Annotated in this window: 22 protein-coding genes, 1 tRNA gene and 1 pseudogene; 13 read left to right on the top strand and 11 right to left on the bottom strand. The window is 64.1% G+C overall.

All coding sequences use genetic code 11. The features are described 5' to 3' along the window. Nucleotides 1-116: 116 nt before the first annotated feature. The 5 genes from RX327_RS22555 (at nt 117) to RX327_RS22535 (ending at nt 4,895) form a co-directional block, all read left to right on the top strand. Complete coding sequence (locus RX327_RS22555; protein ID WP_028333822.1) at nt 117-1,478, top strand: patatin-like phospholipase family protein; 1,362 nt, start codon at nt 117-119, stop codon at nt 1,476-1,478. 118 nt (nt 1,479-1,596) lie between these two features. Beyond that, on the top strand, nt 1,597-3,081 hold the full coding sequence (gene gatB / locus RX327_RS22550) for an Asp-tRNA(Asn)/Glu-tRNA(Gln) amidotransferase subunit GatB (protein ID WP_317247155.1): 1,485 nt from the start codon (nt 1,597-1,599) through the stop codon (nt 3,079-3,081). Between the two features lie 30 nt (nt 3,082-3,111). Continuing rightward, nucleotides 3,112-3,534, top strand: a complete 423-nt coding sequence (locus tag RX327_RS22545; RefSeq protein ID WP_028333824.1) for a hypothetical protein — start codon at nt 3,112-3,114, stop codon at nt 3,532-3,534. A 155-nt stretch (nt 3,535-3,689) separates the two neighbouring features. Continuing rightward, a complete protein-coding gene (locus RX327_RS22540; protein ID WP_317247154.1) occupies nt 3,690-3,857 on the top strand; it encodes a hypothetical protein in 168 nt (55 codons plus the stop codon). Nucleotides 3,858-4,628: 771 nt separating this feature from the next. Then, nucleotides 4,629-4,895, top strand: a complete 267-nt coding sequence (locus RX327_RS22535; RefSeq protein WP_317247153.1) for a hypothetical protein — start codon at nt 4,629-4,631, stop codon at nt 4,893-4,895. 41 nt (nt 4,896-4,936) lie between these two features. Here RX327_RS22535 and RX327_RS22530 read toward each other — a convergent pair whose 3' ends face one another. The 4 genes from RX327_RS22530 to RX327_RS22515 all read right to left on the bottom strand — a co-directional run bounded on the left by RX327_RS22530 (nt 4,937) and on the right by RX327_RS22515 (nt 8,329). Beyond that, on the bottom strand, nt 4,937-5,701 hold the full coding sequence (locus RX327_RS22530; protein WP_317247152.1) for a sulfite exporter TauE/SafE family protein: 765 nt from the start codon (nt 5,699-5,701) through the stop codon (nt 4,937-4,939). Between the two features lie 72 nt (nt 5,702-5,773). Then, nucleotides 5,774-6,496, bottom strand: coding sequence for an AraC family transcriptional regulator (locus tag RX327_RS22525; protein ID WP_028333825.1), 723 nt, complete (start codon nt 6,494-6,496; stop codon nt 5,774-5,776). Nucleotides 6,497-6,563: 67 nt separating this feature from the next. Further along, on the bottom strand, nt 6,564-7,826 hold the full coding sequence (locus RX327_RS22520) for an MFS transporter (RefSeq protein ID WP_082190673.1): 1,263 nt from the start codon (nt 7,824-7,826) through the stop codon (nt 6,564-6,566). After that, entirely contained in the window at nt 7,823-8,329 is a 507-nt protein-coding gene (locus tag RX327_RS22515; RefSeq protein WP_050385793.1) for a PaaI family thioesterase, read from the bottom strand. The genes RX327_RS22520 and RX327_RS22515 overlap by 4 nt, the downstream gene beginning before the upstream one ends. Before the next feature lie 185 nt (nt 8,330-8,514). On the opposite strand from RX327_RS22515, the gene gcvA reads away from it, so the two are divergent. After that, the gene (gene gcvA, locus RX327_RS22510) at nt 8,515-9,414 is read left to right on the top strand and encodes a transcriptional regulator GcvA (protein WP_050385794.1); all 900 of its coding nucleotides are present in this window, start codon (nt 8,515-8,517) and stop codon (nt 9,412-9,414) included. Between the two features lie 215 nt (nt 9,415-9,629). On the opposite strand, the gene RX327_RS22505 is transcribed toward gcvA, so the two are convergent. Further along, nucleotides 9,630-10,418, bottom strand: a complete 789-nt coding sequence (locus RX327_RS22505; RefSeq protein WP_038377415.1) for an AraC family transcriptional regulator — start codon at nt 10,416-10,418, stop codon at nt 9,630-9,632. Nucleotides 10,419-10,514: 96 nt separating this feature from the next. Between RX327_RS22505 and RX327_RS22500 the strand changes: the two genes are divergently transcribed. Next, a complete protein-coding gene (locus RX327_RS22500) occupies nt 10,515-11,429 on the top strand; it encodes a DMT family transporter (protein WP_050385795.1) in 915 nt (304 codons plus the stop codon). A 415-nt stretch (nt 11,430-11,844) separates the two neighbouring features. Here the strand turns inward: RX327_RS22500 and RX327_RS22495 are convergent, their stop codons facing one another. Further along, entirely contained in the window at nt 11,845-12,126 is a 282-nt protein-coding gene (locus RX327_RS22495; protein ID WP_028333831.1) for a hypothetical protein, read from the bottom strand. A 163-nt stretch (nt 12,127-12,289) separates the two neighbouring features. Continuing rightward, nucleotides 12,290-12,856 (bottom strand): hypothetical protein, encoded by a 567-nt coding sequence (locus RX327_RS22490; protein ID WP_244482332.1) that lies wholly within the window; start codon nt 12,854-12,856, stop codon nt 12,290-12,292. Nucleotides 12,857-14,017: 1,161 nt separating this feature from the next. Here RX327_RS22490 and RX327_RS22485 point away from each other — a divergent pair. Further along, nucleotides 14,018-14,326, top strand: coding sequence for a hypothetical protein (locus tag RX327_RS22485; RefSeq protein ID WP_157340985.1), 309 nt, complete (start codon nt 14,018-14,020; stop codon nt 14,324-14,326). A 209-nt stretch (nt 14,327-14,535) separates the two neighbouring features. Here RX327_RS22485 and RX327_RS22480 read toward each other — a convergent pair. Both RX327_RS22480 and RX327_RS22475 read right to left on the bottom strand, forming a co-directional pair. Further along, a tRNA-Ser gene (locus RX327_RS22480) sits at nt 14,536-14,628 on the bottom strand. 239 nt (nt 14,629-14,867) lie between these two features. Continuing rightward, a pseudogene (locus RX327_RS22475) lies at nt 14,868-17,416 on the bottom strand (transglycosylase SLT domain-containing protein). Nucleotides 17,417-17,771: 355 nt separating this feature from the next. On the opposite strand from RX327_RS22475, the gene dapA reads away from it, so the two are divergent. From dapA to RX327_RS22455, 4 genes are all read left to right on the top strand, one after another. Next, nucleotides 17,772-18,662 (top strand): 4-hydroxy-tetrahydrodipicolinate synthase, encoded by an 891-nt coding sequence (gene dapA / locus RX327_RS22470; protein WP_317247151.1) that lies wholly within the window; start codon nt 17,772-17,774, stop codon nt 18,660-18,662. A 59-nt stretch (nt 18,663-18,721) separates the two neighbouring features. Beyond that, nucleotides 18,722-19,138, top strand: coding sequence for a large conductance mechanosensitive channel protein MscL (gene mscL / locus RX327_RS22465; RefSeq protein WP_317251305.1), 417 nt, complete (start codon nt 18,722-18,724; stop codon nt 19,136-19,138). Nucleotide 19,139: 1 nt separating this feature from the next. Further along, on the top strand, nt 19,140-19,613 hold the full coding sequence (gene smpB / locus RX327_RS22460) for an SsrA-binding protein SmpB (protein ID WP_024341117.1): 474 nt from the start codon (nt 19,140-19,142) through the stop codon (nt 19,611-19,613). 76 nt (nt 19,614-19,689) lie between these two features. After that, entirely contained in the window at nt 19,690-20,271 is a 582-nt protein-coding gene (locus RX327_RS22455; protein WP_317247150.1) for a peroxiredoxin, read from the top strand. Between the two features lie 215 nt (nt 20,272-20,486). Here RX327_RS22455 and RX327_RS22450 read toward each other — a convergent pair whose 3' ends face one another. Beyond that, nucleotides 20,487-21,146: a uracil-DNA glycosylase gene (locus RX327_RS22450; protein ID WP_317247149.1), complete on the bottom strand. Its 660-nt coding sequence runs from the start codon at nt 21,144-21,146 to the stop codon at nt 20,487-20,489. Then, nucleotides 21,127-21,759, bottom strand: coding sequence for an NYN domain-containing protein (locus RX327_RS22445; protein WP_317247148.1), 633 nt, complete (start codon nt 21,757-21,759; stop codon nt 21,127-21,129). The genes RX327_RS22450 and RX327_RS22445 overlap by 20 nt, the downstream gene beginning before the upstream one ends. A 361-nt stretch (nt 21,760-22,120) precedes the next feature. Between RX327_RS22445 and rpoZ the strand changes: the two genes are divergently transcribed. Next, nucleotides 22,121-22,513, top strand: a complete 393-nt coding sequence (gene rpoZ / locus RX327_RS22440; protein ID WP_016844003.1) for a DNA-directed RNA polymerase subunit omega — start codon at nt 22,121-22,123, stop codon at nt 22,511-22,513. Nucleotides 22,514-22,545 lie beyond the last annotated feature (32 nt).

Here is a 22,545-nt window from a genome sequence, read left to right as displayed (position 1 = left end):
TCGGCCGCCATGCCGCTGCCCAGATTGGCCGTGATAGGCTAATGGAACCGGGCGGGGGCCAGCGGCAAAAGAGAGTATTCGTGCGTGGGTCGGGCATAGGGGGATGGCTGTCAGCAATGCTGGTGGCCGTGGTGGCGGCGGGCCTTGCCGGCTGCGCCTCCGTCTACAATCTGCCCGGCAACGTCCCGCTCGGCGCCGCGCTCGCCGACAACAGCAGCGCCCGCGACATTCCGGCCTACGAAGATGATCTGCTGCTCGCACTGTCGTTCTCCGGCGGCGGCACCCGCGCGGCGGCGTTTTCGTTCGGCGTGCTGGAGGAGCTTGACCACACGCGTTCGAGTGCGGCGGGCACCAAGACGCTGCTCGACCGCGTCGACTTCGTCTCCGGCGTCTCCGGCGGATCGGTCACCGCCGCCTATTTCGGATTGAAGCGCCGAGCGGCGCTCGACGATTTCCGCCAGCGCTTCCTGCTGCGTAACGCCGAGGAGGGACTGAAGACCCGGATCTCGCTCGGCAATATCGGGCGCGCACTCGGCGGCGGCGTCAACGACAGCCAGTTCACCGACTGGCTCGATCAGAATGTGTTCGACGGCGCGCGGTTCGACGCATTGGCCGACGATCGCCGGCCGCGGGTCTGGATCAACGCGTCTGATATCTACAACCGCACGCCGTTCGTGTTCGGCAAGACGTCGTTCGATGCCTTGTGCAGCGACATCAGATCGTATCGTGTCGCCGAAGCGGTGGCGGCATCCGCCGCGGTGCCGCTGGCATTCGCCCCGATCGTGCTGCAAACCTATCCCGGCGGCTGCGCCGCGCCGCTGCCGGCCTGGCTCGAGCGGGTGCGCAACGATCCGAACGCACAGCCGTTGCTGCGCGCCTACGCCGAGGCCCAGGCACATTACCGCGACGGCTCGATGCGCTACGTCAAGCTGCTCGATGGCGGCCTCGTCGACAATTACGGCCTGTCGGGGCTGAGCATCGGCTTGCTCGCCGCGCAGCGTCCCTACGAGCCGCTGAACGAGCGGCAGGCGGCCAAGCTGAAACGCATTCTGTTCCTGGTGGTCGACGCCGGCCGCGGCATCTCCGGCGACTTCGTGCAGACGCTCGAAGGGCCGAGCGGCGTCGAACTGGTGTCCGCGGCCGCCGACACCGCGATCGATGCCAGCGTGCGCTCCAGCTACGCCGCCTTCACGGCGCTCGCCGAGGACTGGTCCGGCAAGCTGAAGCGCTGGCGCTGCGGGCTGTCGGCGGCGGAGCGCAGCCGGCTCGGCATCGGCGCTGGTTGGAAATGCGGTGACGTCGCGATCTATGTCGAGCGGCTCGGCTTCGACCGGCTCGGACCGGATCGCGCCGGCATCCTGAACGCCATCCCGACGCGGCTGTCGCTGCCGCCGGAGCAGGTCGACCAGCTGATCGCGGGCGGCGCCGACGCGCTGCGCTCGAGCAAGGCCTACCAGCAGTTCCGGCGCGGTCTCTGATCCCACCTCGGGCGACGGCTGCGGGCTGCAAGGGGACCGCAAGGCGGCTTGACTGGCGCGATTGGTTGCGCGAAGCCCAATCCATCCCAGATATCCTTTTATCCGGAAACCGAGATCCATGACCGCATCTGCCGCCCCGCACAAACTGATCAAGAGCGCCACCGGCGATTGGGAGATGGTCATCGGCATGGAGATCCACGCCCAGGTGACCTCGAACGCGAAGCTGTTCTCCGGCGCCTCCACGGAATTCGGCGGCGAGCCGAACACGCACGTGTCCCTGGTCGATGCGGCGATGCCGGGGATGCTGCCCGTCATCAACGAGGAATGCGTCAGGCAGGCTGTCCGGACCGGGCTCGGTCTCAACGCCAGGATCAATCTGCGTTCGGTGTTCGACCGCAAGAACTATTTCTATCCGGACTCGCCGCAGGGCTACCAGATCAGCCAGTACAAGTCGCCAGTCGTGGGCGAGGGCGAGGTGCTGGTCGAGCTCGACGGCGGCCGCAGCGTCACCATCGGCATCGAGCGGCTGCATCTGGAGCAGGACGCCGGCAAGCTGCTGCACGACCGGTCGCCGACCATGTCCAATGTCGATCTCAACCGCTGCGGCGTGGCGCTGATGGAGATCGTGTCAAAACCGGACATCCGCGACGCCGAGCAGGCCAAGGCCTATGTGACCAAGCTGCGCTCGATCCTGCGCTATCTCGGCACCTGCGACGGCGACATGGAGAAGGGGTCCTTGCGGGCCGACGTCAACGTCTCGGTGCGCAAGCCGGGCGGGCCACTCGGCACCCGCTGCGAGATCAAGAACATGAACTCGATCACCTTCATCGGCCAGGCGATCGAGTACGAGGCGCGGCGCCAGATCGAAATCCTCGAGGAGGGCGGCCAGATCGAGCAGGAGACGCGGCTCTACGACCCCAACAAGGGCGAGACGCGCTCGATGCGGTCCAAGGAAGAGGCGCACGACTACCGCTACTTCCCCGATCCCGACCTGCTGCCGCTGGAGTTCAGCCAGGAATTCGTCGACGCGTTGAAGGCGAAGCTGCCGGAGCTGCCGGACCAGAAGAAGACCCGTTTTATTACGGGTTTCGGCCTGTCGGCTTACGACGCGAGCGTGCTGGTCGCCGAGCGCGAGAGCGCGGTGTTCTACGAGACGGTGCTCGACAAGCTCGCCAATCGCGCCCGCGACGGCAAGCTGGCGGCGAACTGGGTGATCAACGAGCTGTTCGGCCGTCTCAACAAGGAAGGCGTTGAGATCGCAGCCTCGCCGGTCAATGCGGAGCAGCTGGCGGCGATCATCGACCTGATCGGCGAGGGCACGATCTCCGGCAAGATCGCCAAGGATCTGTTCGAGATCGTCTGGCAGGAAGGCGGCGATCCCCGCGCGCTGGTGGAAAGCCGCGGCATGAAGCAGGTGACGGATCTTTCGGCGATCGAAAAGGTTGTCGACGACATCCTCGCTGCCAATCCCGACAAGGTCGAGCAAGCGAAGGCGAAGCCGCAACTGGTCGGCTGGTTCGTCGGTCAGGTGATGAAGTCGTCAGGCGGCAAGGCGAACCCGCAGGCGGTCAACGACCTCCTGAAGTCGAAGCTCGGCATCTGAACAACAGGACAATGATGTTGTCCTTGGCGCATGATCCAGCCGGATCATGCGCCCTTGCATGCTCCGTTGCCGTCAACTTCGGTGTCGTCGCGCGCGCGTGAACGCGGCGTGATCCTGCCTCACACCCTCCGTTCGTGGCGCGCCGGCGCCATCGGCGCCGAATCGCCGAAGCTGCGATTCGTTCGCGAATCCGCCTCGGCCGACCTCAAACGAGGCAAAAGCCGTCTTTCCCACGAAAATTTTTTCGTTGCCAAAAATTGCGACTCGGCGTCGGCGACGTGCCCCTTTTCGTCTTCGCTCGCGACTCAGCGCAACGACGATCTCGCGTCGATCGCTTCAATGCGAATTCAAGAAAAGCCTACAGCAGAAGGCATTTCCTGCAACGTTGACAAATGCCGATGTCGGCGGCTGTTGCACTTCTTGCATCGTCGCGTGAATGCATCGTCGATTTGAACGGCGCCGCGCGCGGTGCGCGTTGCCACCGCTGCGTCAACACTTCCTTAAGCGGGACACTGTTTTTTTCGGTGTGTTGGTGTATTCGGGATGAAGTGCATTCGATCCCCGAGTGCACGCAGCGATTAAAGCCATCTCACACATCGGAGGGCAACATGGCCAAGAAAGCGAAGAAGGCGAAGGCGAAGAAGGCGAAGAGCGCAGTGAAGAAGACTGCGAAGAAGACCCGCAAGGTCGCGAAGAAGAAGAAAGCCTCTCGCCTCGAGAGGATTGCCGGCGGCTTGACGCCGGCACGTCGCGAGAGCCAGCGGACGGACTGCTGAGAGGCACATCCCACCCCCAAGGCTCTGGCTGACGAAAGAGGGTGTCGGCGAGACATCAGGTCAAACGGCTGGATCGAATTTCGGAGAGGGCAACCTTCCCAAAACCGGTCCGGCAGAAGAAACAGAGATTTCTTCGTTCGGTGCGGAGCCCGCTTGGTTCCGCAATTTCACCGGCGAGAATGCCGAGCTGGAATCTGGTCCTGACGTGTTCGCCGACGCCCTCGTTCCGGCGGCCCGCGCAGTCCGCGCCCGGCAGCCACTTTCCCCATCCCCATTGCGGATCGACGTTGGGCCTGACGGCCTCGCGTTGCTTTGTCTGTGCACCCGACCGCACGCCGCTCCGCGGCTCGTCGATTGGTCGCGCCACCCTCCGTCAATTTCGAAACTGATCGGCCGGTGGGGCCTGCCGTCGCGCGGGGCCAATGTCCGCCATGGTTATCGTTGTCCCAAACACCAGGGTAAACCGGCGTTCACGAATGCAAGGAAGTGCCTGCGGCACAGGTACTTCTGCGATTCCTGGAGGCGCCCTTGGCGACGCCGATTTACATCCCGTTCATCGCGATACTTAAACCGCTCTTCAAATTTGATGGGCCATGATCATCCCAACAAGCCGGCAAACGGCACGCGGTGATCCCAAAGATCGGCGCGGGGCATGATCAAAGATCAGCCCGGGCATGATCAAAGATCAGCCAGGGAATGACAGGGTAGTTTTAACAGTGGACGGGGGCCGCGCTCGGGGGAGGGCGGCCAACAACAAAAAGGGGATTGAGAATGTTTCAGGGGGTCATCGATCAGGAAAGCGCTGTCCCGGTTGCCGCAACGGCGATCCAGGACGTGCTGTTCGAGCGCGGGATCTATTGGGCGAGCGGTCGCTCCGGGATCGTCGATCTCGTCGCCGCGCACAAATGGTTCAACCTCGCGGCGTTGAAGGGACGTACTGACGCGATCGCGCACCGCCGCGAAGTCGCCGAGCAGATGTCCGATGTCGAGATCGCGGCCGCCCAGCGTGAAGCCCGCGCCTGGATGACGACGCACTAAGCCAACCGATATCGATGGGAGCCTCGGCTCCCTCGCTCCACCTAGAACCAGTATCGCGCCGCGTAGACCACCGTCATCAGCGCTCCGGCCACGATGACGAACTGCCGGACGATGTGGGCGGGAAGGATCCTGATCAGGAAGCCTCCGGCAAAGCCGCCGACCATGGCGCCGAGCAGCATCGCCAAGGTCTCCGGCCACCGCACCGCCCCCTGCAAGATAAAGATCAATGTGGCAGCGAGCGACACGCAGGTCGCGAGCAGGTTCTTCAACGCCTTGATCGCCCGGATGTTGTTGGGCTCGGTGATCGACAGCACCGCGGTCAGGATGACGCCGAGACCGGCGCCGAAGAAGCCTCCATAGACGCACGACAATCCCAGGATAGCACCGCTCGCGCCGGTCGAGGGCAGCGCTGCGGCCTTCTCGCGCCCGACGGTCCATCCCTGGATCTGCGGCGCGAAGCCGAACAGCAACGTCGCGAATGCAATCAAGGCCGGTACCGGCAGCAGGAACAGCCGCTCGGGAAGCAGCAACAGCACGCCGGCGCCGACCGCGCCGCCCACCGTGGCGACCGCGACGTAGCTGATCGTGCGCCACGTCGGCGGCGGCAGCTTGCCGCGATCGGCGAGCGCGGCGATCAAATGGCCCGGCGAGATCGCCACCGCATTCGACGCGTTGGCGATGACGGCCGGCAGATCCGCCGCGAGCATCGCCGGAAAGGTAATGAGCGTCGCGCCGCCCGCCAGCGCATTGATGATCCCTCCCGCGACCCCGGCCGCCAGCAGCAGAAGACTTGTCTGGATATCCATTCTTCACCCTCGTGAGGGTGAGCAGGCTAGCGGGCGGCGCTCCGATCGGTCTGGAACATCTGTGACGTCACTTCAGCCGCGCCAATAGACGCCAGGCGTCGTGCCAAAGGTGCGGCGGAACAGTCGGGTGAGGTGGCTCTGGTCGGAAAAGCCCGCATCGGCCGCGACTGCTGCGATCGGCGCGCCGGCGCGCAGCAATTGCCGGGCAAGATTGAGGCGGGCCAGCAGGCGGAAGGTATGTGGCGGGATGCCGAGCTCGCGGCTGACCATGCGGCTGAACCCTTCGCGGCTTCGCCCGAAGCCGGCGGCAATCGCGCCGATCGGCGCGACGCTTTCGGTCAGCGCGATGCCGAGCTTCGTCCTGTCGGTGTACCCGGCGGCGTGGGGCGGCGCGCACGACAGCATGTCGTCGGCGATTTCGCTGACATGCTCAGGCGAGATCTCGTCGACGTTCCGCCAATGCTGCCCGAAACGGTTGATCCGCACCGATGAGCAGACGCGGCCGGCAGGGACATAGGCGTTCAGGCAGACCGTTTCCTCGTCCGACATCGTCATCGGCGCATGCAGCATCCCCGCCGGAATGAGCGCGGCATGGCCGGCAGGCACGGTGACGGTCGCGCCGCCGATGCGAAAGGCGCGCGACCCCGACAGCACCAGCACGATCTGGCTCTCGTCATGAAAGTGCGGCTTGAGGCCAAGCGAGCCGGCGCCGCGCCACGATGCCAGTTCGACGATGCCGTCACTGTCGGTTCGCCGATAAGTCCAGGCATTGGTCATGGCGAGGCGAGTGATCACGGAGGTCTCGAACCGATGGGGTGGTGATCCCCAAGGGTAGCACGGGGATCACCACCGTCATGGGACGTCACCGCTGCGCAACCGAGGCGATCGGCGAGGCCGTGCGCATGGTCGCCATTGCGATGAGGGCGGCGACGAGGTTGGCGGCTGCACTGATCGCCACCGGAATGAAGTAGCTGTGGCTGACGTCGTAGGCGAAACCGGCGGCGCTGGGGCCCAGCAACGTGCCAACCGCGACGCTGGTGTAGAGGATGCCGATGATGCCGCCGACATTGCGGCCGCCGAAATGGTCGGTGACGACAGCGGGCAGGATCGCGACCCAGCCGCCATAGAACAGGCCGAACAGCAGCGCGAAGGCCGTGAGCGACCAGAAGGTGCCGGCGATCGCCCAGATCGCGAGCGAGACGGCCATGCCGAGATACATCGCGACCAGGAATGCATCGCGGCCGACGCGGTCGGCGATGCCGCCGAGGAAGAACCGGCCGGCCGTGCTGCCGACCCCGATCATTCCGAGCAGCAGCACGGCCAGCGTCGGCGCCACCTGATGATCGACCGCAAACGGCACGAGGTGCACGAAGGGCACGAACACGCCGAATGCGCTGATCAGGCAGGCGGCATAGAGCCCGGTGAAGCGCGCGCTCCGTACCGCAGCGCGGATCGCAACACCCTGACGGAGCGGCGCACCCGAAACCGTATCGAGCGGATCGCCGTCCGGTCCGGTGCCGTGGCGGCGCGGATCGTCCGCAATCAGCAGCGATGCACCGATCCCGGCGACGGCGGCGACAACGCCCAGCACGACATAGGCATCGCGCCAGCCGAAGCTCGTGATCAGCCAGGTCGCGAGCGGCGGCATCACCAGTGTGCCGACCCCGATCCCGCTGACGGCGAGGCCCGACGCAAAGCCGCGTCGCCTGACGAACCAGCGCTGCACGGCGCCCAAGGTCGGCACGTAGGCGCAGCCGACGCCGGCGCCGATCCCGATGCTGTAGGCGGCATAGACCTGGAGGATGGTCTGCGCCTGTCCCGCCAGCACCATGCCGAGACCGACCAGCGCCATTCCGAGGCCGGCGAGCCTGCGTGCGCCCCAGCGATCGGCTAGCGGACCGGAGATCACTCCCAGGCCGAAATACAGGAAGCCCGCGAAGGAGAACACCAGCGACACCGAGCCACGCGAGGCGCCGAACTCCCGCTGCAGGGACTCGACGAAGGACGAGAATGTGTAGGCGCTGCCGAAGCCGATCAGCGTCACGACCAAGGCTGCTGCGACGACGTACCAGCCGTAGAACGGCTTGGCTCGTTGATAACCGGCGTGCATGACGGCATTCCTCATGATCGTTCTCCCTGTGCCGCATGGCCACCGGCCTTGCTCGGCGGATAGAGCAGCATCTGCGTGCAGCGGAACAGCGCGATGGTCTTGCCCGTCGCCTCGCTGCGGATCTCGGTGTCCCACACCTGGGTGGTGCGCCCGGCGTGAACGAGGCGCGCCTCGCAGCTCACGCCGCCTTCGCGCGCGGCGCCGATGAAGTTGGTCTTCAACTCTCCGGTGGCGAAGCCAATGGCGCCGTCCGGCAACGACGCGAGGCAGCCGAACCCGCATGCGGTATCGGCCAATGCGACGATGCTTGCGCCGTGCAGCAGCCCGTGCGGCGAGAAGTGTTTTGCGGCAATCTCGAAGCGGCCGCGGATGTGGCCACGTCCGGCTTCGAGCCATTGAAAGCCCAGCAGGCCGGGCAGGCTGCCGGCTTGCGACGCGTTGATGCGGTCGACGAGCGGGCCGGTCTCGCCGCCTGCAGCGATCTCGCGGAGGGCGAGCTTGCTTGCGACCTCAGTCATGGCTTGGCTCCATCAAGAAAACGGAGCCGTCAGAGCGGCAAAGGAGGTTAGAAAATCTAAGTTCCATGGTTCGACTTTCTCGGCGTTGACGCAGCTTTCACCGTCAGATTAAGCTGATAGGGCGCCCCAAACGCCGAGTTAGCAAACCAGATTTGCTGAGCAATTCAGATTAGAAATTCTAAATCATGGAAAGCAGGCTTCCACCCCTGAACGCGCTCAAGGCGTTCGAATCCGCCGCTCGCCATCTCTCGGTGAAGCTCGCGGCCGAGGAGCTATGCGTGACGCCGGGCGCGGTCAGCCAGATGCTCAAGACGCTCGAAGCCGATCTCGGCGTGAAGCTGTTCGAGCGGGTGCCGCGCGGCATCTATCTCACCGACGCCGGCCGCGACTATCTGCCGTCGATCCGCAACGCGTTTCGCCAGATCGCGGATGCCTCGCGCCGCGTCGCGGCATCTGTCGATGTCGGTACGCTGACGGTGAGCGTCACGCCATTCTTTGCGTCGGCCTGGCTGGTGCCGCGCATGGCGTCGTTTCAGAACACGCATCCCGAGATCGATCTGCAGATCGTCACCAGCAACACGGTGGTCGATTTCTCGCGCAGCGGCGTCGACGTCGCGGTGCGCCACGGCCTTGGCCGCTATCCGGGGCTGCGCAGCGACCGCGTCGTCACGGTGGAGATGGTGGCGGTGGCATCGCCGTCGCTGGTTGGGCGCCTCGGCCGGCCGGCATCGCCGGGCGAACTCGCGGGCTGGCCGCAGGTGCATGACGCCGATCGCAAGGGGTGGAGCCTGTGGTTTCAGGCCAACGGCATCGCGGAGGTTCGCACGCCGCGCGGACCCTCGTTCGATGACAGCGGCCTCCTGCTGAAGGCCGTGCTGACCGGGCAGGGCGCGGGCCTGCTGCCGGCCGCGATGGTGGCAAATGAGATCGCGAGCGGCGAACTGGTCCAGCTGCTCGAGACCGCGCATCTGGAGGAGTTCGCCTACTATCTCGTCTGTCCCGACAACCGGCAGTCGCTTCCGAAGATCGCGGCGTTCAGGGAATGGATCCTGGGACCGGAGGCTCAGTCGGCGGCGGAGCACTAAAGCGCGACGAGGTTATGTCAGGTCGAGCAACGGACTCTGCTTCACCTCGCCCCGTGTGCGGGGAGAGGTCGGATCGCATGGAGCGAAGCGCAATGTGATCCGGGTGAGGGGGAATCTCCGCGAGTCTAACTCGAAGTTATTTTGCGGATGCGGCCCCTCACCCCAACCCTCTCCCCGTAAGAATGGGGAGAGGGAGCACAGCGGCAGTGGACGGCTTACCGATAGAACGCGTTGGGCGGCACGCCAAAATGCTTGCGGAACATGGCGGTGAAGGCGCTCTGGCTGGCATAGCCGGCATCGAGCGCGACATCGACCACCCGCGTGCCGCGCGCGAGGCGCTCGAGCGCAAACAGCAGGCGGGCCTGCTGACGCCATTCGCCGAACGTCATGCCGGTTTCCCTGGCGAACAGACGATGGATGGTCTTCGACGTCAGCTTCAGCCTTCGCGCCCATTGCTCGGCGGTTGAGGCATCGTCAGGGCGTGCCAGCAGCGCGGCGCAGATCCGCGCGAGCCTTTCGTCGCGCGGCATCGGCAGGTGCAGGGGCAGCACATCGACTTCGCGCAACTGGTCGAGCAGCACCTGCATCAGGCGCTCGTCGCTGGTTGCGGGCGCATAGTCCAGCGGGACGCGCATCGCGGCGACGAACAATTCGCGCAGCAGCGGCGAGACCGCGAACACGCAGCTGGCCCGCGGCAGATTGGGAGCCGCGTCGGCGTCCACGAACACGGTGCGGATCTTGACCGCGCCGCACATCCGGACCTCGTGCGCGAGATCGGCCACGAGCCACACCGCCCGGTTGGGCGGTACCACCCAGGTGCCTTCAGCGCAGCGCACGACCATCACGCCTTCGATCGCATAGAGCAGCTGGCCGCGCGGATGCGCGTGCAGGCCGGTCGACGCGCCGCTCGGATAGTCGATCTCCATCGCCGCCATCGGCCGCGCCGTGGCGTGATAGTCGAGGTGCCGTGTGATCAGCTCGTCCAACACGTCTTCATCTCGCATGTCCCAATCTCGCTAGGTGAGGTCATTCTAGCGTGAGACGGACGTTGGGGCGACAGGTAGTTGCTGGAGTGTCCTTCACCAACGCGCTGCCGGGTCATGTTCAAGCAGAAAGTCGCACTTCTCTATCCCTTCGTTGCCATCGTGCTGTGGGCGGGCAACGTCATCGTCTCTCGCCTCTCGGCGCACATGATCGGTCCGCAGGCGATCACCTTCTATCGCCTGCTGGTCGCGGTGCTGTTGATGTCTCCGTTCGTGGCGCGCGGCGCCTGGCGCAATCGCCGTGCGGTCTGGCCGCATCTCGGTCCGCTCGCGATCCTCGGCTTCCTTGCGATGTGCCTGTTCCAGAGCCTGTCGTATCTGGCGGCCGAAACCACCACCGCGACCAACATGGCTGTCTTCACCGCGCTGACGCCGCTGTTGACGGTCGCCCTCAGTGCCGCGCTGCTCGGCGAACCGCCGACGCTTGGCATGATCTGCGGCGCTACGCTGTCGTTTGCGGGCCTCGTCTATCTCGTCAGCGGCGGCGACTTGTGGTCGGTGTTGCAGAACGGCGTGCATGCGGGCGACGCGCTGATGCCGCTGGCCGCGATCGTTTATGCGCTGTACGGCGTGCTGCTGAAACGCTGGAATTTGCCGATCACTGGATGGCAATCCACCTACATGCAGGCGCTGTGCGCGCTGGCCGTGATGTTTCCCGCGTTCCTCGCGACGCCGGCGCCGCTGCGTCAGGTCAACGCCGAGACCTTGCCGCTGATCGTGTATGCCGGTGCGCTCGCGTCGGTCGTGCTGCCGTTCCTCTGGATCCGCGGCGTCGCGCAGCTCGGCCCGAACCGCTGCGCGATCTTTATGAATCTCTTGCCGGTGCTGACCGCTGTGGCCGCGATCGTGATGCTCGGCGAGCCGGTGAGGCCATTCCACGTCATCGGCGGCGGCCTCGCGCTGCTCGGTGTCGCCATCGCGCAAGCCCTGCCGCGGCCGCTGAAGACCGCGATCGCTGCGATAACGAAGTGACGGATCGCCGATCTCGCTGTTTTGATCGCATGTGAGAAGCCAGCGCAGAATACAGCGCTACGTTTGGCGATCACCTGTTCGGTGAAACGGAGTGATCGCGATGCGTGTTGCCTTGCGTCTATGCTTGGCTATTTCCTTGGTCTTGGCGTTGCCGCTTGTGGTGCTGTGGAGCTCGGTTGCCGGCGCCGCAACGGCGCATCATCGTCGCGTGCGACAGCACCTCATCATCCGTCCAAGTGAACAGGTCGTCCCTCCGGACCGGTACGTATATCCGGGCTTTGGCCCGATCCCGCCCGGCGAGAACCGAAACCTCGATCCATCCACCCGCGGCAGCGGCTGACGTCGTCGCCGCCGCACTGATGCTTCATCGCATCGATCGCTCTGCCCGCGTGCAAGGAGCTGGTCAAAGACCGAGCTATGCTGCGTCGGTCACCATCTTGTGCTGAGAGCTCTCGGCTACACGCTTTTTGAGGGTGGCAATCGTTCCCTTGAGATTGGCGTGCCGCTCATTGAGCGACCTTGCCAAAATCGGATACCTCGCGTCCGATCGGTCATGAATTCCCACGCGCGCTTCTTCGGTCGCGATGTCGGCTTCGATCTGCTGGCAGGCCAGGATCAGATCAGACAGCATCTTGCTGACCGTCGACTCGCGCCCGCCACGTCCGCGACCTGTCTCAAAACGATGATGCATGTTCATTGCGTGCTCCGAATGTCTGAGTTCGGCACACCGAGAACAGCTGGCACCGAACTATTCACGGATACATCGCAAGTTCCCTGCCAGTTGGGGGTCCGTAAGAATACTGTCGGGGCGGTGCGGCGCGGCGTATGCCCGCCGGGTGGGGACAGTCTGATGGCGCGGACTATTCTCGCCGCCACGCCGGAACGCAGGCACCTAGCGTGACGCGCTCGTAGTCTCGCGCGGCGTCCTGATCTCCAGCCTGTTCGGCAAACCTAACCGCTGCTTCCATGTCTTGAGCGGCGGACGCGCTATCGCAGAATTGGCTGCGAATTTCAGCCCGGTATCGATATGCCCTGTAGTTCATCGGGTTGTACTGAAGCGCAAGGTTGTAGCTGTTTTGCTCCTCAGTGGCGCCGCGGCGGGCTTCATCCGACTGACTGCCGAAATTGGTTTGGCGATTGAGCGCCTGGAGTGTCCCGAGCTCCGTGTAACGCAGAGACATGGCGCCGAAACTGGCAGGAAGTGCATCACCCGACGAAGAAGGTTGCCTCGCCGAGGTGCGTTCAATTTCGATCTTCTTGTACTTGATGGCGTTGCTGTAGTCCCGCAAGCTTTGGAAAGTGCTCGATATTTCGCCGGTGATTGAGGCAAGATAAGCGGTCGAGAGGCGTCGATCGCTCAGCAGGTTGAGACACGCCCGTATCTTTGCCTGCGCAGGCAAGACGTCGCGGCATTCCTTGTCAACCACACGCCACTCGTCCCGCGAATGCAGTGTCGGCGGCGTCTGCGCAGCAGGCAGAACGAGAACCAGCGAGAAACAGATCGCTAACCTGAGACCGCGACTTGGACCATCCATCTATTTCTTCGCCTTCAGCTCGATCTCGACCGGCCGGCGGATTCTTCGTGCGGGCGCCTTGATCATTTGATGCCAAATAATCAAGCCGAGGGAAAGCTGACGCGGTTCATAGGTGGACCTAAAAGTGAGGCCGTTCGTGACTGGGAAAGACCGAACGGCCCCAGCCGGCCCGTAGTGCCAAAATGGAAGAAATAGGCCGGCGCTCCAGCTACGGAGTCGCCGGGCAGATGGTTTCACCAGTGCCAATTGCCATCGCTACCGTACGCCCCCCGATGCGGCCGCTTGCTATGAACGGGCAGGGTCGGCTTGACGGCAGGTCGTCAGGACAAACGCCGCCTTGCTGCATTGCCACTCGCTGCCGAGCGCAGCGCTCGAGACGGGCCGCGGGGCAGCAACGATCGCCAGCACAACAACAATGCAAGCCAGCGAAGTTGCGACCACGAGCCTGCCTGCCTTGGATGAGAAGCGATGCCGTAACCAGGGACCTAAGTCGGCGGATCGGCGAAGCTGGGCGTTACGCAGAACCTGGTCGGTATCCTGGAATTGGATGCCACTGTCTTGCTGCATGGCTTTACCCCGGAAATGCTCAGGTGAAATAAACAATGCGGGGATGGTGGGCGCGGTTTGTTGCGCGCTCGCTTCGCGGCGCCGGGAATGATGTTTCGTTCACGCGGAGGTGACAACCGGTCCAGGCCCGGGGCCGATGCCGGCATTTCTCTGCGATGACCCCTTAGGACCACCGCTCATTGGTCGCTGGCCGGCTCGATAGGCCGCTCCCGGATCGTCCGCCCGGCCGGGCAACCGACTGGATCTGATCGAATCCCCAAAAAGTACGCCGCCGGTCTCAAAAATACACGCCCGGCGGCGTTTCCTTCCTGAACTGGGACACTGAAATCCCCAGCACGGTCAAAGTGCAGACACTATGCCATCGCGGTCCCGGGCGGGCGGCTAAGTACCCATGTCGCGTCGCTGGATTGCTTGACCTAGATCAAGCCCAACTACCGAAAAACAGCCTCGCATGTGCTCCCCTGTAATTTCCAATTGGAGGGTAGCATGGCAGTAGTCGTGCAGTACGTGGTCAAGCCGAATCCAGGCGGTGACCTCGCAGGAATACTCGAATTGGCAAAGGAGAGTGCCGGGCTTTGGCGCAAGCATGGTGGCAAACCAAGGTTCTGGTCTGTCGCCGTCGGTGAAGCCGGCAATTTCGTTTTCTCAGTAAATTTCGAGACGTTTTCGGCTTATGGCGCGGCGGTTGATAAACTAAACGCCGATCCAGCTTTCCAGACCTGGCAAGCGAAGAGATTGAAAGCGGGTTTGACCACCCTTGTGCGCGCGAACATGGCGATCGAGATTGAACTTTGAGGGAGCGTTGCGCAGCACGCCAAAAGTACGCCGCCGGGCTCTAAATGGCATTGTCCCGGCGGCGCCTGTTTATCCAGCCTTGGTCATATTTGCAGTAACGGTCGAACTGATCGCCGTCTCAAGTTTCGGAAAATCGGCGCGATTCTGCAGGAAGACCGTGCTCTCGCACGAGGCTGTCACCCATGTCTCCGGGCTGGACATTAGCCGGGTGGCGGAGAGGGAGGGATTCGAACCCTCGATACAGCTTGAGACCGTATGACGCTTTAGCAAAGCGTTGCCTTCAGCCACTCGGCCACCTCTCCAATGGCGCCGATATGCCCGAGTGGGCGCTGAGCCGCAAGCGGCAGATTCAGATTGCGCCAAGGTGATTTGAGGGCAGCTCGGCCGCCGGCCGTCCCCAAGCCTTTATATACCGCGCCGATCGGCAAGTGCCGAAGCGCGCGGATACCTAAAATGCAAGATATAACAATAGATTAGCGTGATTTTTGGTCGGGGCTGGAAGCCGCGGTCGCCCAGCCTGTTGAAAACCGGCAGCGCCGGTTCATTCCACGCTGGCGCCGCGGCGTAAATCGGCTTCGATCTGCAAGCGCGTGCCGCCGCCGAAGCGGGCGCGGTAGACTTGGAGGTTCTCCATGATCCGCTGCACGTAGTTGCGCGTCTCGGAGAACGGAATCAGCTCGACCCAGTCGACCGCATCGACCTTCGGGTCGCGCGGATCGCCGTAGCGCTCGACCCACTTCTTCACGCTGCCGCGGCCGGCATTGTAGGCGGCGAAGGTCATGATGTAGGAGCCGCGATAATCCTCGAGCAATCCGCCGAGCTCGGCCGAGCCGAGCGCGGCGTTGTAGACCGAATCGTTCTTCAACCGCCCCAGGTCGTAGCGCCGTGGCGCTTGCAGACGTAGCGGGCGGCGTCCGGCGTCACCTGCATCAGTCCATAGGCCTGCGCCGGCGAAACCACTCGTGGATTGAACGCGCTCTCCTGTCGCGCGATCGCATAGATGACGCTCTGCTCGACCTCCGGTCCGACCTGGCGGAACGAGGGGATGCCGTTCACCGGGTAGGCGTAGTGGTCGAACGGCAGTCCGCGGTTGAGCGCGGCCTTGCCCATCAGCAGCATGCCGCGGGCATCGCCGTGGCGCGCGGTGAGCTCGCCGAGGCCGGCGAGGGCCTCCGGATCGCCATTGTCGCCCATGTCGCCGAAGATCGGGACCGCGAGCTCGCGCTCGTCGAGCTCGTAGAGCAGATGCGCAGCGCGCACGATCTCAAGCCGCTCGGCGCCGCGCCCGCGCGGCTGGCTGTTGAGCTCGATCTGCGGCAGGCCGAGTTTGGCCCGGGCGAGCTGGCCGTAATAGCTGGTCGACTGTTCGGCGGCGCGTCCGTAAGCGGCGCGCGCCTCCTGGCCGCGGCCGGCGGCCTCGGCCGCGCGGCCCTGCCAATAGCCGGCGCGCGCCAGCGCGGTCGGATTGACGCTGCCGACGCCGATGCGGGCAAAATGCTGGGTGGCGGTCGCGGGGTCGTTGAGGAATCGCAGCGCGATCCACCCGGCGGTGAACTCCTGCTCGGTCTTGTAGATGTCGCGCGAGGGCAGGGCGGCATCGCGCGCGATCAGATAGGCCGAGCGGAATTCCTCGGTGTCGATCATCTTGCGCGCCAGGAGGCGCCGCTCGATCCACCATTCGTCGAGATTGTGAAGGCGGGAGGCTTCCTTCGGTGCGCTCAGCATCAGCCGCGCGGCCTCGGCGAATTTCTCCTCGCGGCGGAGCAACTGAATCTTCGCGAACAAGTAGCCAGTGTCACCGGAGAGCTCGCTCGGCACGGCTTCCAGCAGCGCGCGCAGGTTCGAACCCTTGCGGGTGGCGGCGATGCGTGCCTTCGCGAGCGCCACGTAGCCGGAGCCAAGGCGCTTGGCTTCGCGCATGCCGGCGGCCTCGTTGTCCGTGCCGTACAGCATGGTGTCCATGCGTGCCTTGTGGTCGCCGGCAGTCAGGAAGGAGCCGAACAGCTCAAGCGCGGTGTTTTCGGTGTCCTCGCTCATCCCGTCGTTGCGCCAGGCCTCGCGGACCAGGCGCTCGGCATTGCCGCGGTCGCCGCGTCCGATCATGACCTTGGCGAGCGCGAGCCGGCCCTTGGCCGAGACCGGCGATTCATTCTGGAACCAGGCCCAGACCGCGGAATCGTCGCGCCTGTCGTCCCACATCGCGGCCTCGAGGCGCCGGCGCAGGAAGGTCTGCGATGGCCAGGTCGGATTGGCGGAGATGAAGGCGCGATAGCGTTCCACGGTCGCGCCGTTGTCCTCGCTGCGCAGGATGATCCATTCGGCGAGCTTTCGCGCGACCGGATCCGAGATGCCGGCGGCGGCATCGGTGGCGTCGCCGGCCTTGCGCTTGCGTACGAGCTCGATGACGCTTGCAAGTGCTTCCTTGTCCGAGTGCGACGTCGAGGATGTTGCGGCCACGGCCGCAGGCAGCACCGGCTTGCGCGCAATCGGTGCGGCATGCTGGCGCGTTGCCGGAGCCAGTGCGGGCGCGGGTACCGACCTGTTCGATACAGTTCCGGTTGCAACCGGAGCGGCGGGCTTTGACGCGGTGGTCTTGGCCGCGGTGGTCTTGGCCGCGGTGGTCTTGGACGTGGTGTCCTTGGATTCCGGGCTCTTCGGAGCCGTTGGCTTGTGAGCTTCGGTCTTGGCAGGAGCGGCCTTGGCCCCGTCCGTCTTGACCGCGCCGGGCTTGGGCGACGTTGTCTTGTGAGCCTCGGTTTTGTGAGTGTCAGTCTTTTCAGCGTTGGTCTTGGCAGCGCTGGTCTTGGCTCCGTCAGTCTTGGCAGCGTCAGTCTTGGCAGCGTCAGTCTTGGCAGCGTCAGTCTTGGCAGCGTCAGTCTTGGCGGCGCCGGGTTTGGTTGTCGCTGGCTTTGAAGCCGCAGCCTTCGGAGCCGTGGACTTCGCCGCGGTCTTGGGAGGAGCAGGTTTGGAAGCCGTGTCTTGGGCAGCCGGCTTTGCGGTTGGAGCATCCTCGGCGGCCCAGGCATCGGCCGTGATGGCGGCAAGGCCGACAACGAGCGCCAGGCTCGTCGCCAGCGCCGTCGACCGCAATGTGCCTGCACGAACGGAACGGATCACAGAAGTCCTCTGCGGCCCCGAATCATCTGGTCGTTTGGGCCATGGGTTCTTATTTGATTGAAAACGTACACAAAATACTAAGAAGCCTGCCGGTGCGGCTGTTTGCGCCAGCACAACGGCAAAATCGCGGCTGGAAACGATTTCGCGCGCCGCAGATTACCGTTGGGAATAGGTACGGTACGGCCCTTTCGCCTGTCGGCCAGACCCGATATGAATTGCCTTTCATGGCGTTTCGCAACAACCGGGTGCCGGTCGCACGGACGTGAAGCGCGCCAACAGCAAAGGTCCGTCGACCTAGCCTTTAGCCTGAAGCGTTTGGAGGAAGTCCATGGCAGCCAAGACGAAGTTCCGGGGGTCGTTCACCGCCTTGGTCACGCCGTTCAAGAACGGCTCGCTGGACGAAGCCGTCTTCCGCAGCCTCGTGAACTGGCAGATCGCCGAGGGGACGCATGGCCTGGTGCCAGTCGGCACCACAGGCGAGAGCCCGACGCTGAGCCACGACGAGCACAAGCGGGTCGTCGAATGGTGCATCGCTGAAGCCAAGGGCCGCGTGCCGGTCATCGCGGGCGCCGGCTCCAACTCGACCAAGGAAGCGATCGAGCTCTCCCAGCACGCCGAAAAGGCGGGGGCGGACGCCGTGTTGATCGTCACGCCCTACTACAACAAGCCGACCCAGGAGGGGATGTACCAGCACTTCAAGGCGATCAACGACGCGATCGGCATTCCGATCATCATCTACAACATCCCGCCGCGCTCGGTGATCGACATGTCGGTCGACACCATGAAGCGGCTGTGGGAGCTGAAGAACATCGCCGGCGTCAAGGACGCCACCGCCAGCATGGTTCGCGTGTCGCAGCAGCGCGCGGCGATGGGCGAGGATTTCAACCAGCTCTCGGGCGAGGACGCCACCATCATCGGCTACATGGCCCATGGCGGCCATGGCTGCATCTCGGTCACCTCCAACGTCGCGCCGCGCCTGTGCTCGGAGTTCCACGCCGCCTGGCAGAAGGGCGACACCAAGGCGGCGCTCGCGATCCACGACAAGCTGATGCCGCTGCACAACAACCTCTTCATCGAGAGCAATCCGGCGCCGATCAAGTACGCGATGTCGCTGCTGGGCAAGCTGGAGGAGACGCTGCGGCTGCCGATGGTGCCGGTCTCCGAAGCGACCCGCCAGGCGGTCCGCAGCGCCATGGTCCATGCCGGCCTGATCAACTGAGCCGGACCGCGACCGCCGTGAACGGTGCCGTGCGCAATGTCGAGCAGAAGGGGATGGGAATGCTGAAGGAGTTCCGCGAGTTTGCCATGAAGGGCAACGTCGTCGATCTCGCGGTCGGCGTCATCATCGGCGCGGCGTTCGGCGCCATCGTCAACTCGCTGGTCGGCGACGTGATCATGCCGATCATCGGCGCGGTTACCGGCGGGCTCGACTTCTCGAACTACTTCACCGGGCTTTCCAAGGCCGTCACCGCAACCAACCTCGCCGACGCCAAGAAGCAGGGCGCGGTGCTGGCCTGGGGAAACTTCCTGACGCTGACGCTCAACTTCCTGATCGTCGCCTTCGTGCTGTTCATCGTCATCCGCGCCATGAACCAGTTCAAGCGCAAGGAAGAGGTCAAGCCTGCCGAGCCGCCGAAGCCGTCCGCCGAGGTCGTGCTGCTGACGGAAATCCGCGACCTCCTCAAGAAGAGCTAAAGTGGCCGATAAGAACGAACGTCCGATCAAGGTCATGGCGGAAAATCGCAAGGCCCGCTTCAACTATGCGATCGAAGACACGATCGAGGCGGGGATTGCGCTGACGGGGACCGAGGTCAAGTCGATCCGCAACGGCAAGAGCACGATCGCGGAATCCTATGCCGATTCCAAGAACGGCGAGATCTGGCTGATCAACGCCACCATTCCCGAGTATCTCCAGGGCAACCGGTTCAATCACGAGCCCAAGCGGCCGCGCAAACTGCTTCTCCACCGCCGGCAGATCAACAAGCTGATGGGCGCGGTCGACCGCGAGGGCATGACGCTGATCCCGCTCAAGCTCTATTTCAACGAGCGTGGTCGCGCCAAATTGCAGTTGGCGGTTGCAAAGGGCAAGAAGCTGCACGACAAGCGCGAGTCCGAGAAGAAGCGCGACTGGAGCCGGGAGAAGGGCCGGCTGATGCGGGCGCGCGGGTAGGGCGGTTGATTTGTCGTCATTGCGAGCGAAGCGACGCAATCGCTCCTCGCGATGACGGTGGATGGAGATTTGGGCCATGAGCCAATCGAGCCTTACCGATGTCGACTGGAGCAAGATCCCGGCGCCCACGGATGACGGCGGCGCGGCGCATCTGACCGGCATGACGATCCCGCCGGTCAGGCTGCGCGCCACCGACGACACGTCGGTCGCGCTGTCGGCGCTACGCGGCCGCACCGTGGTGTTCGCCTATCCCCGCACCGGCGAGCCCGGCAAGATCGCGCTGGTCGACGATTGGGACATGATCCCGGGGGCGCGCGGCTGCACGCCTCAGACCTGCGCATTTCGCGATCTGTTCGCAGAGCTGAAAGCAGCGGGTGCCTCACACGTGTTCGGGCTCTCGACCCAGAGCAACGCGTACCAGACCGAGATGGCTTCGCGCCTGCATCTGCCGTTCCCGGTGCTCTCCGACGAAGCGCTGGAACTGACGCACACGCTGAAGTTGCCGACGATGTTGGTGGCGGGGCTGACCCTGATCAAGCGGCTCGCGCTGGTCATCGACGACGCGCGCATCAGCCACGTGTTCTATCCGGTGTTCCCGCCCGACCGGAACGCCGGAGACGTGCTGGAATGGCTGAAGGCCAATCCGTGGACGAACTAGAGCAATATGAAGTCGTGGGGCGGTCGCAGGTCACGCTGCCAGAATATTGAAAACAACCCCATGCAAAGTAGCCGGCAGCGGCCGGCGTTCGCCCAGGCAACTTGACACGTCGGGCAATTCAGGGATATTTTTCTATTATTCCGAAGCCGCGCGAGTGTCCTGTAGCATTTGCAGGCTTTGGATAGCGGTTCGCAAAGCGGATACCGGAAGGGGCGCTAGCCGAGCTCCTTGCGCACGGTCGCGAACACCTTGCGGAACATGTCCGGCGTCAGCACGCCGGTGTTCGTGTTGTAGCGCGAGCAATGATAGCTGTCGTAGAGCTTGAATTTGCCCGCACTATGCACGGCACCGTGCACAAAGGGCGCGGCCGCCAAGCGAACATCCAATGCCTTGAGAGTCGATTCGTGCGCGATTCGTCCGAGCAGCACGATCGCGCGCAGCTTCGGCATCGTCGCGATGGTGGCGCGGAGGAATTGGCGGCAGGTGTTGATCTCGACCGGCAGCGGCTTGTTCTGCGGCGGCACGCAATGCACGGCATTGGCGATCCGGCAGTCCACCAGTTTCAGGCCGTCGTCGGGGCGCGCCTGATAGGTCCCCCTGGCAAAGCCGTATTCGAGCAGCGTGCTGTAGAGCAGGTCGCCGGCATAATCGCCGGTGAAGGGCCGTCCCGTGCGGTTGGCGCCCTGCATTCCCGGCGCGAGGCCCACGATCAACAGCCGCGCATTCGGATCGCCGAACGATTCCACCGGTGAGTTGAACCAGCCCGGCTCGCGCGCGCGCGCCTGCGCGCGGAACTCGGCCAGCCGTGGACAGAGCGGACAGTTGCTGTCGGGGCGCGTGGCAGCGGTGACGAGATTACTCGTCGAAATCGTCATCGGCTCCCCGTGGGGCCATGGTGGTCGCGCGCTGCAGGAATTGCGGGGAGTGGTGGCGCGGTTCGCGCGGGGCCGGACGCTCGGACGGGTCGCGGCCGAGCTTGGATTGCAGCTCGACGAGGTCGGTGAAGACGTCAGCCTGGCGGCGCAGCTCGTCGGCGATCATCGGCGGCTGGCTGGCGATGGTGGAGATCACCGTGACCCGCACGCCGCGGCGCTGCACGGCCTCGACCAGGGAGCGAAAGTCGCCGTCACCCGAGAACAGCACCATCTGGTCGATGTGCTCGGCGAGCTCCATGGCGTCCACGGCAAGCTCGATGTCCATGTTGCCCTTGACCTTGCGGCGGCCGGAGGCATCGATGAATTCCTTGGTCGCCTTGGTGACGACGGTGTAGCCGTTGTAATCCAGCCAGTCGATCAACGGGCGGATCGAGGAGTATTCCTGGTCTTCGATGATGGCGGTGTAATAGAACGCCCGCAACAATGTCCCGCGGCCCTGAAACTCCTTCAGCAGACGCTTGTAATCGATGTCGAAGCCCAGAGTTTTCGCGGTCGCGTAGAGATTGGCCCCATCGATGAAGAGCGCGATCTTGTTGGTAACAGGTGACGACATCAAAGTGTTCTCGCGTGGTTGTTAGTGTTCTTAGCGCGGCGGTGATCAACCGCGCGCAATTTCCGGCGTTGCTGCCTAAAGTTCTGTGAATCTTTCCCCACGACAGTCACCACCGCAATTATGGTGAGGCGAGGGCAAAAAGCCTAGACCCTTGACATTGCAATGAAGAGATTTACTCGCCTGGGACAGCAACCTGGCCATGTCGTCAGACGCTCCGGCCCTTCTGGCCCCCGTCAGACCGGGTTATCAGAGCCTGTTCGGAAGGCAAATCACAAATTTTACCTTGCGAAACGGGGGCTAGCCCTATAACTAACCCTCATAACCTACATGTTCGGTCCCTTTTACCACGGAGCGCCTCGAGATGGCTCGCGTCACCGTCGAAGATTGCATTGACAAGGTCGACAATCGTTTCGACCTCGTCCTGTTGGCCGCGCATCGCGCCCGGATGATCTCGTCGGGATCGCAACTCACGGTTGATCGCGACAACGACAAGAATCCGGTCGTCTCGCTGCGCGAGATTGCCGATTCGACGATCTCGCCGGAAGACCTGAAAGAGGAGCTGGTGCACTCGCTCCAGAAGTTCGTCGAGGTGGACGAGCCCGAGCCGGATACGGTGCCGCTGATCGGTTCCGCAGGGGCGAGCGTCGATGCGGACGACACCGAAGTCGCCGTCGAGCGCATGACGGAAGAGGAGCTCCTGAAGGGTCTGGAAGGCCTCGCGCCTCCCGAGGAGCAGCCCGAGGAAGACGAGTAATCTCGCCGTCGTTTCGAACAGATTTGCCGAAG

Source organism: Bradyrhizobium sp. BEA-2-5 (assembly GCF_032918025.1).
GTDB lineage: Bacteria > Pseudomonadota > Alphaproteobacteria > Rhizobiales > Xanthobacteraceae > Bradyrhizobium > Bradyrhizobium pachyrhizi.
This window is presented reverse-complemented; position numbering and strand designations above follow the sequence as displayed.

What these genes read in the sequence shown, in the direction of transcription:
- RX327_RS22555 (WP_028333822.1), top strand. Translation starts at nt 117, where the DNA reads ATGCTGGTGGCCGTGGTGGCGGCGGGCCTTGCCGGCTGCGCCTCCGTC.
- gatB (WP_317247155.1), top strand. Translation starts at nt 1,597, where the DNA reads ATGACCGCATCTGCCGCCCCGCACAAACTGATCAAGAGCGCCACCGGC.
- RX327_RS22545 (WP_028333824.1), top strand. Translation starts at nt 3,112, where the DNA reads ATGATCCAGCCGGATCATGCGCCCTTGCATGCTCCGTTGCCGTCAACT.
- RX327_RS22540 (WP_317247154.1), top strand. Translation starts at nt 3,690, where the DNA reads ATGGCCAAGAAAGCGAAGAAGGCGAAGGCGAAGAAGGCGAAGAGCGCA.
- RX327_RS22535 (WP_317247153.1), top strand. Translation starts at nt 4,629, where the DNA reads ATGTTTCAGGGGGTCATCGATCAGGAAAGCGCTGTCCCGGTTGCCGCA.
- RX327_RS22530 (WP_317247152.1), bottom strand. Translation starts at nt 5,701, where the DNA reads ATGGATATCCAGACAAGTCTTCTGCTGCTGGCGGCCGGGGTCGCGGGA.
- RX327_RS22520 (WP_082190673.1), bottom strand. Translation starts at nt 7,826, where the DNA reads ATGAGGAATGCCGTCATGCACGCCGGTTATCAACGAGCCAAGCCGTTC.
- RX327_RS22515 (WP_050385793.1), bottom strand. Translation starts at nt 8,329, where the DNA reads ATGACTGAGGTCGCAAGCAAGCTCGCCCTCCGCGAGATCGCTGCAGGC.
- gcvA (WP_050385794.1), top strand. Translation starts at nt 8,515, where the DNA reads ATGGAAAGCAGGCTTCCACCCCTGAACGCGCTCAAGGCGTTCGAATCC.
- RX327_RS22505 (WP_038377415.1), bottom strand. Translation starts at nt 10,418, where the DNA reads ATGCGAGATGAAGACGTGTTGGACGAGCTGATCACACGGCACCTCGAC.
- RX327_RS22500 (WP_050385795.1), top strand. Translation starts at nt 10,515, where the DNA reads ATGTTCAAGCAGAAAGTCGCACTTCTCTATCCCTTCGTTGCCATCGTG.
- RX327_RS22495 (WP_028333831.1), bottom strand. Translation starts at nt 12,126, where the DNA reads ATGAACATGCATCATCGTTTTGAGACAGGTCGCGGACGTGGCGGGCGC.
- RX327_RS22485 (WP_157340985.1), top strand. Translation starts at nt 14,018, where the DNA reads ATGGCAGTAGTCGTGCAGTACGTGGTCAAGCCGAATCCAGGCGGTGAC.
- dapA (WP_317247151.1), top strand. Translation starts at nt 17,772, where the DNA reads ATGGCAGCCAAGACGAAGTTCCGGGGGTCGTTCACCGCCTTGGTCACG.
- mscL (WP_317251305.1), top strand. Translation starts at nt 18,722, where the DNA reads ATGCTGAAGGAGTTCCGCGAGTTTGCCATGAAGGGCAACGTCGTCGAT.
- RX327_RS22455 (WP_317247150.1), top strand. Translation starts at nt 19,690, where the DNA reads ATGAGCCAATCGAGCCTTACCGATGTCGACTGGAGCAAGATCCCGGCG.
- RX327_RS22450 (WP_317247149.1), bottom strand. Translation starts at nt 21,146, where the DNA reads ATGACGATTTCGACGAGTAATCTCGTCACCGCTGCCACGCGCCCCGAC.
- RX327_RS22445 (WP_317247148.1), bottom strand. Translation starts at nt 21,759, where the DNA reads ATGTCGTCACCTGTTACCAACAAGATCGCGCTCTTCATCGATGGGGCC.
- rpoZ (WP_016844003.1), top strand. Translation starts at nt 22,121, where the DNA reads ATGGCTCGCGTCACCGTCGAAGATTGCATTGACAAGGTCGACAATCGT.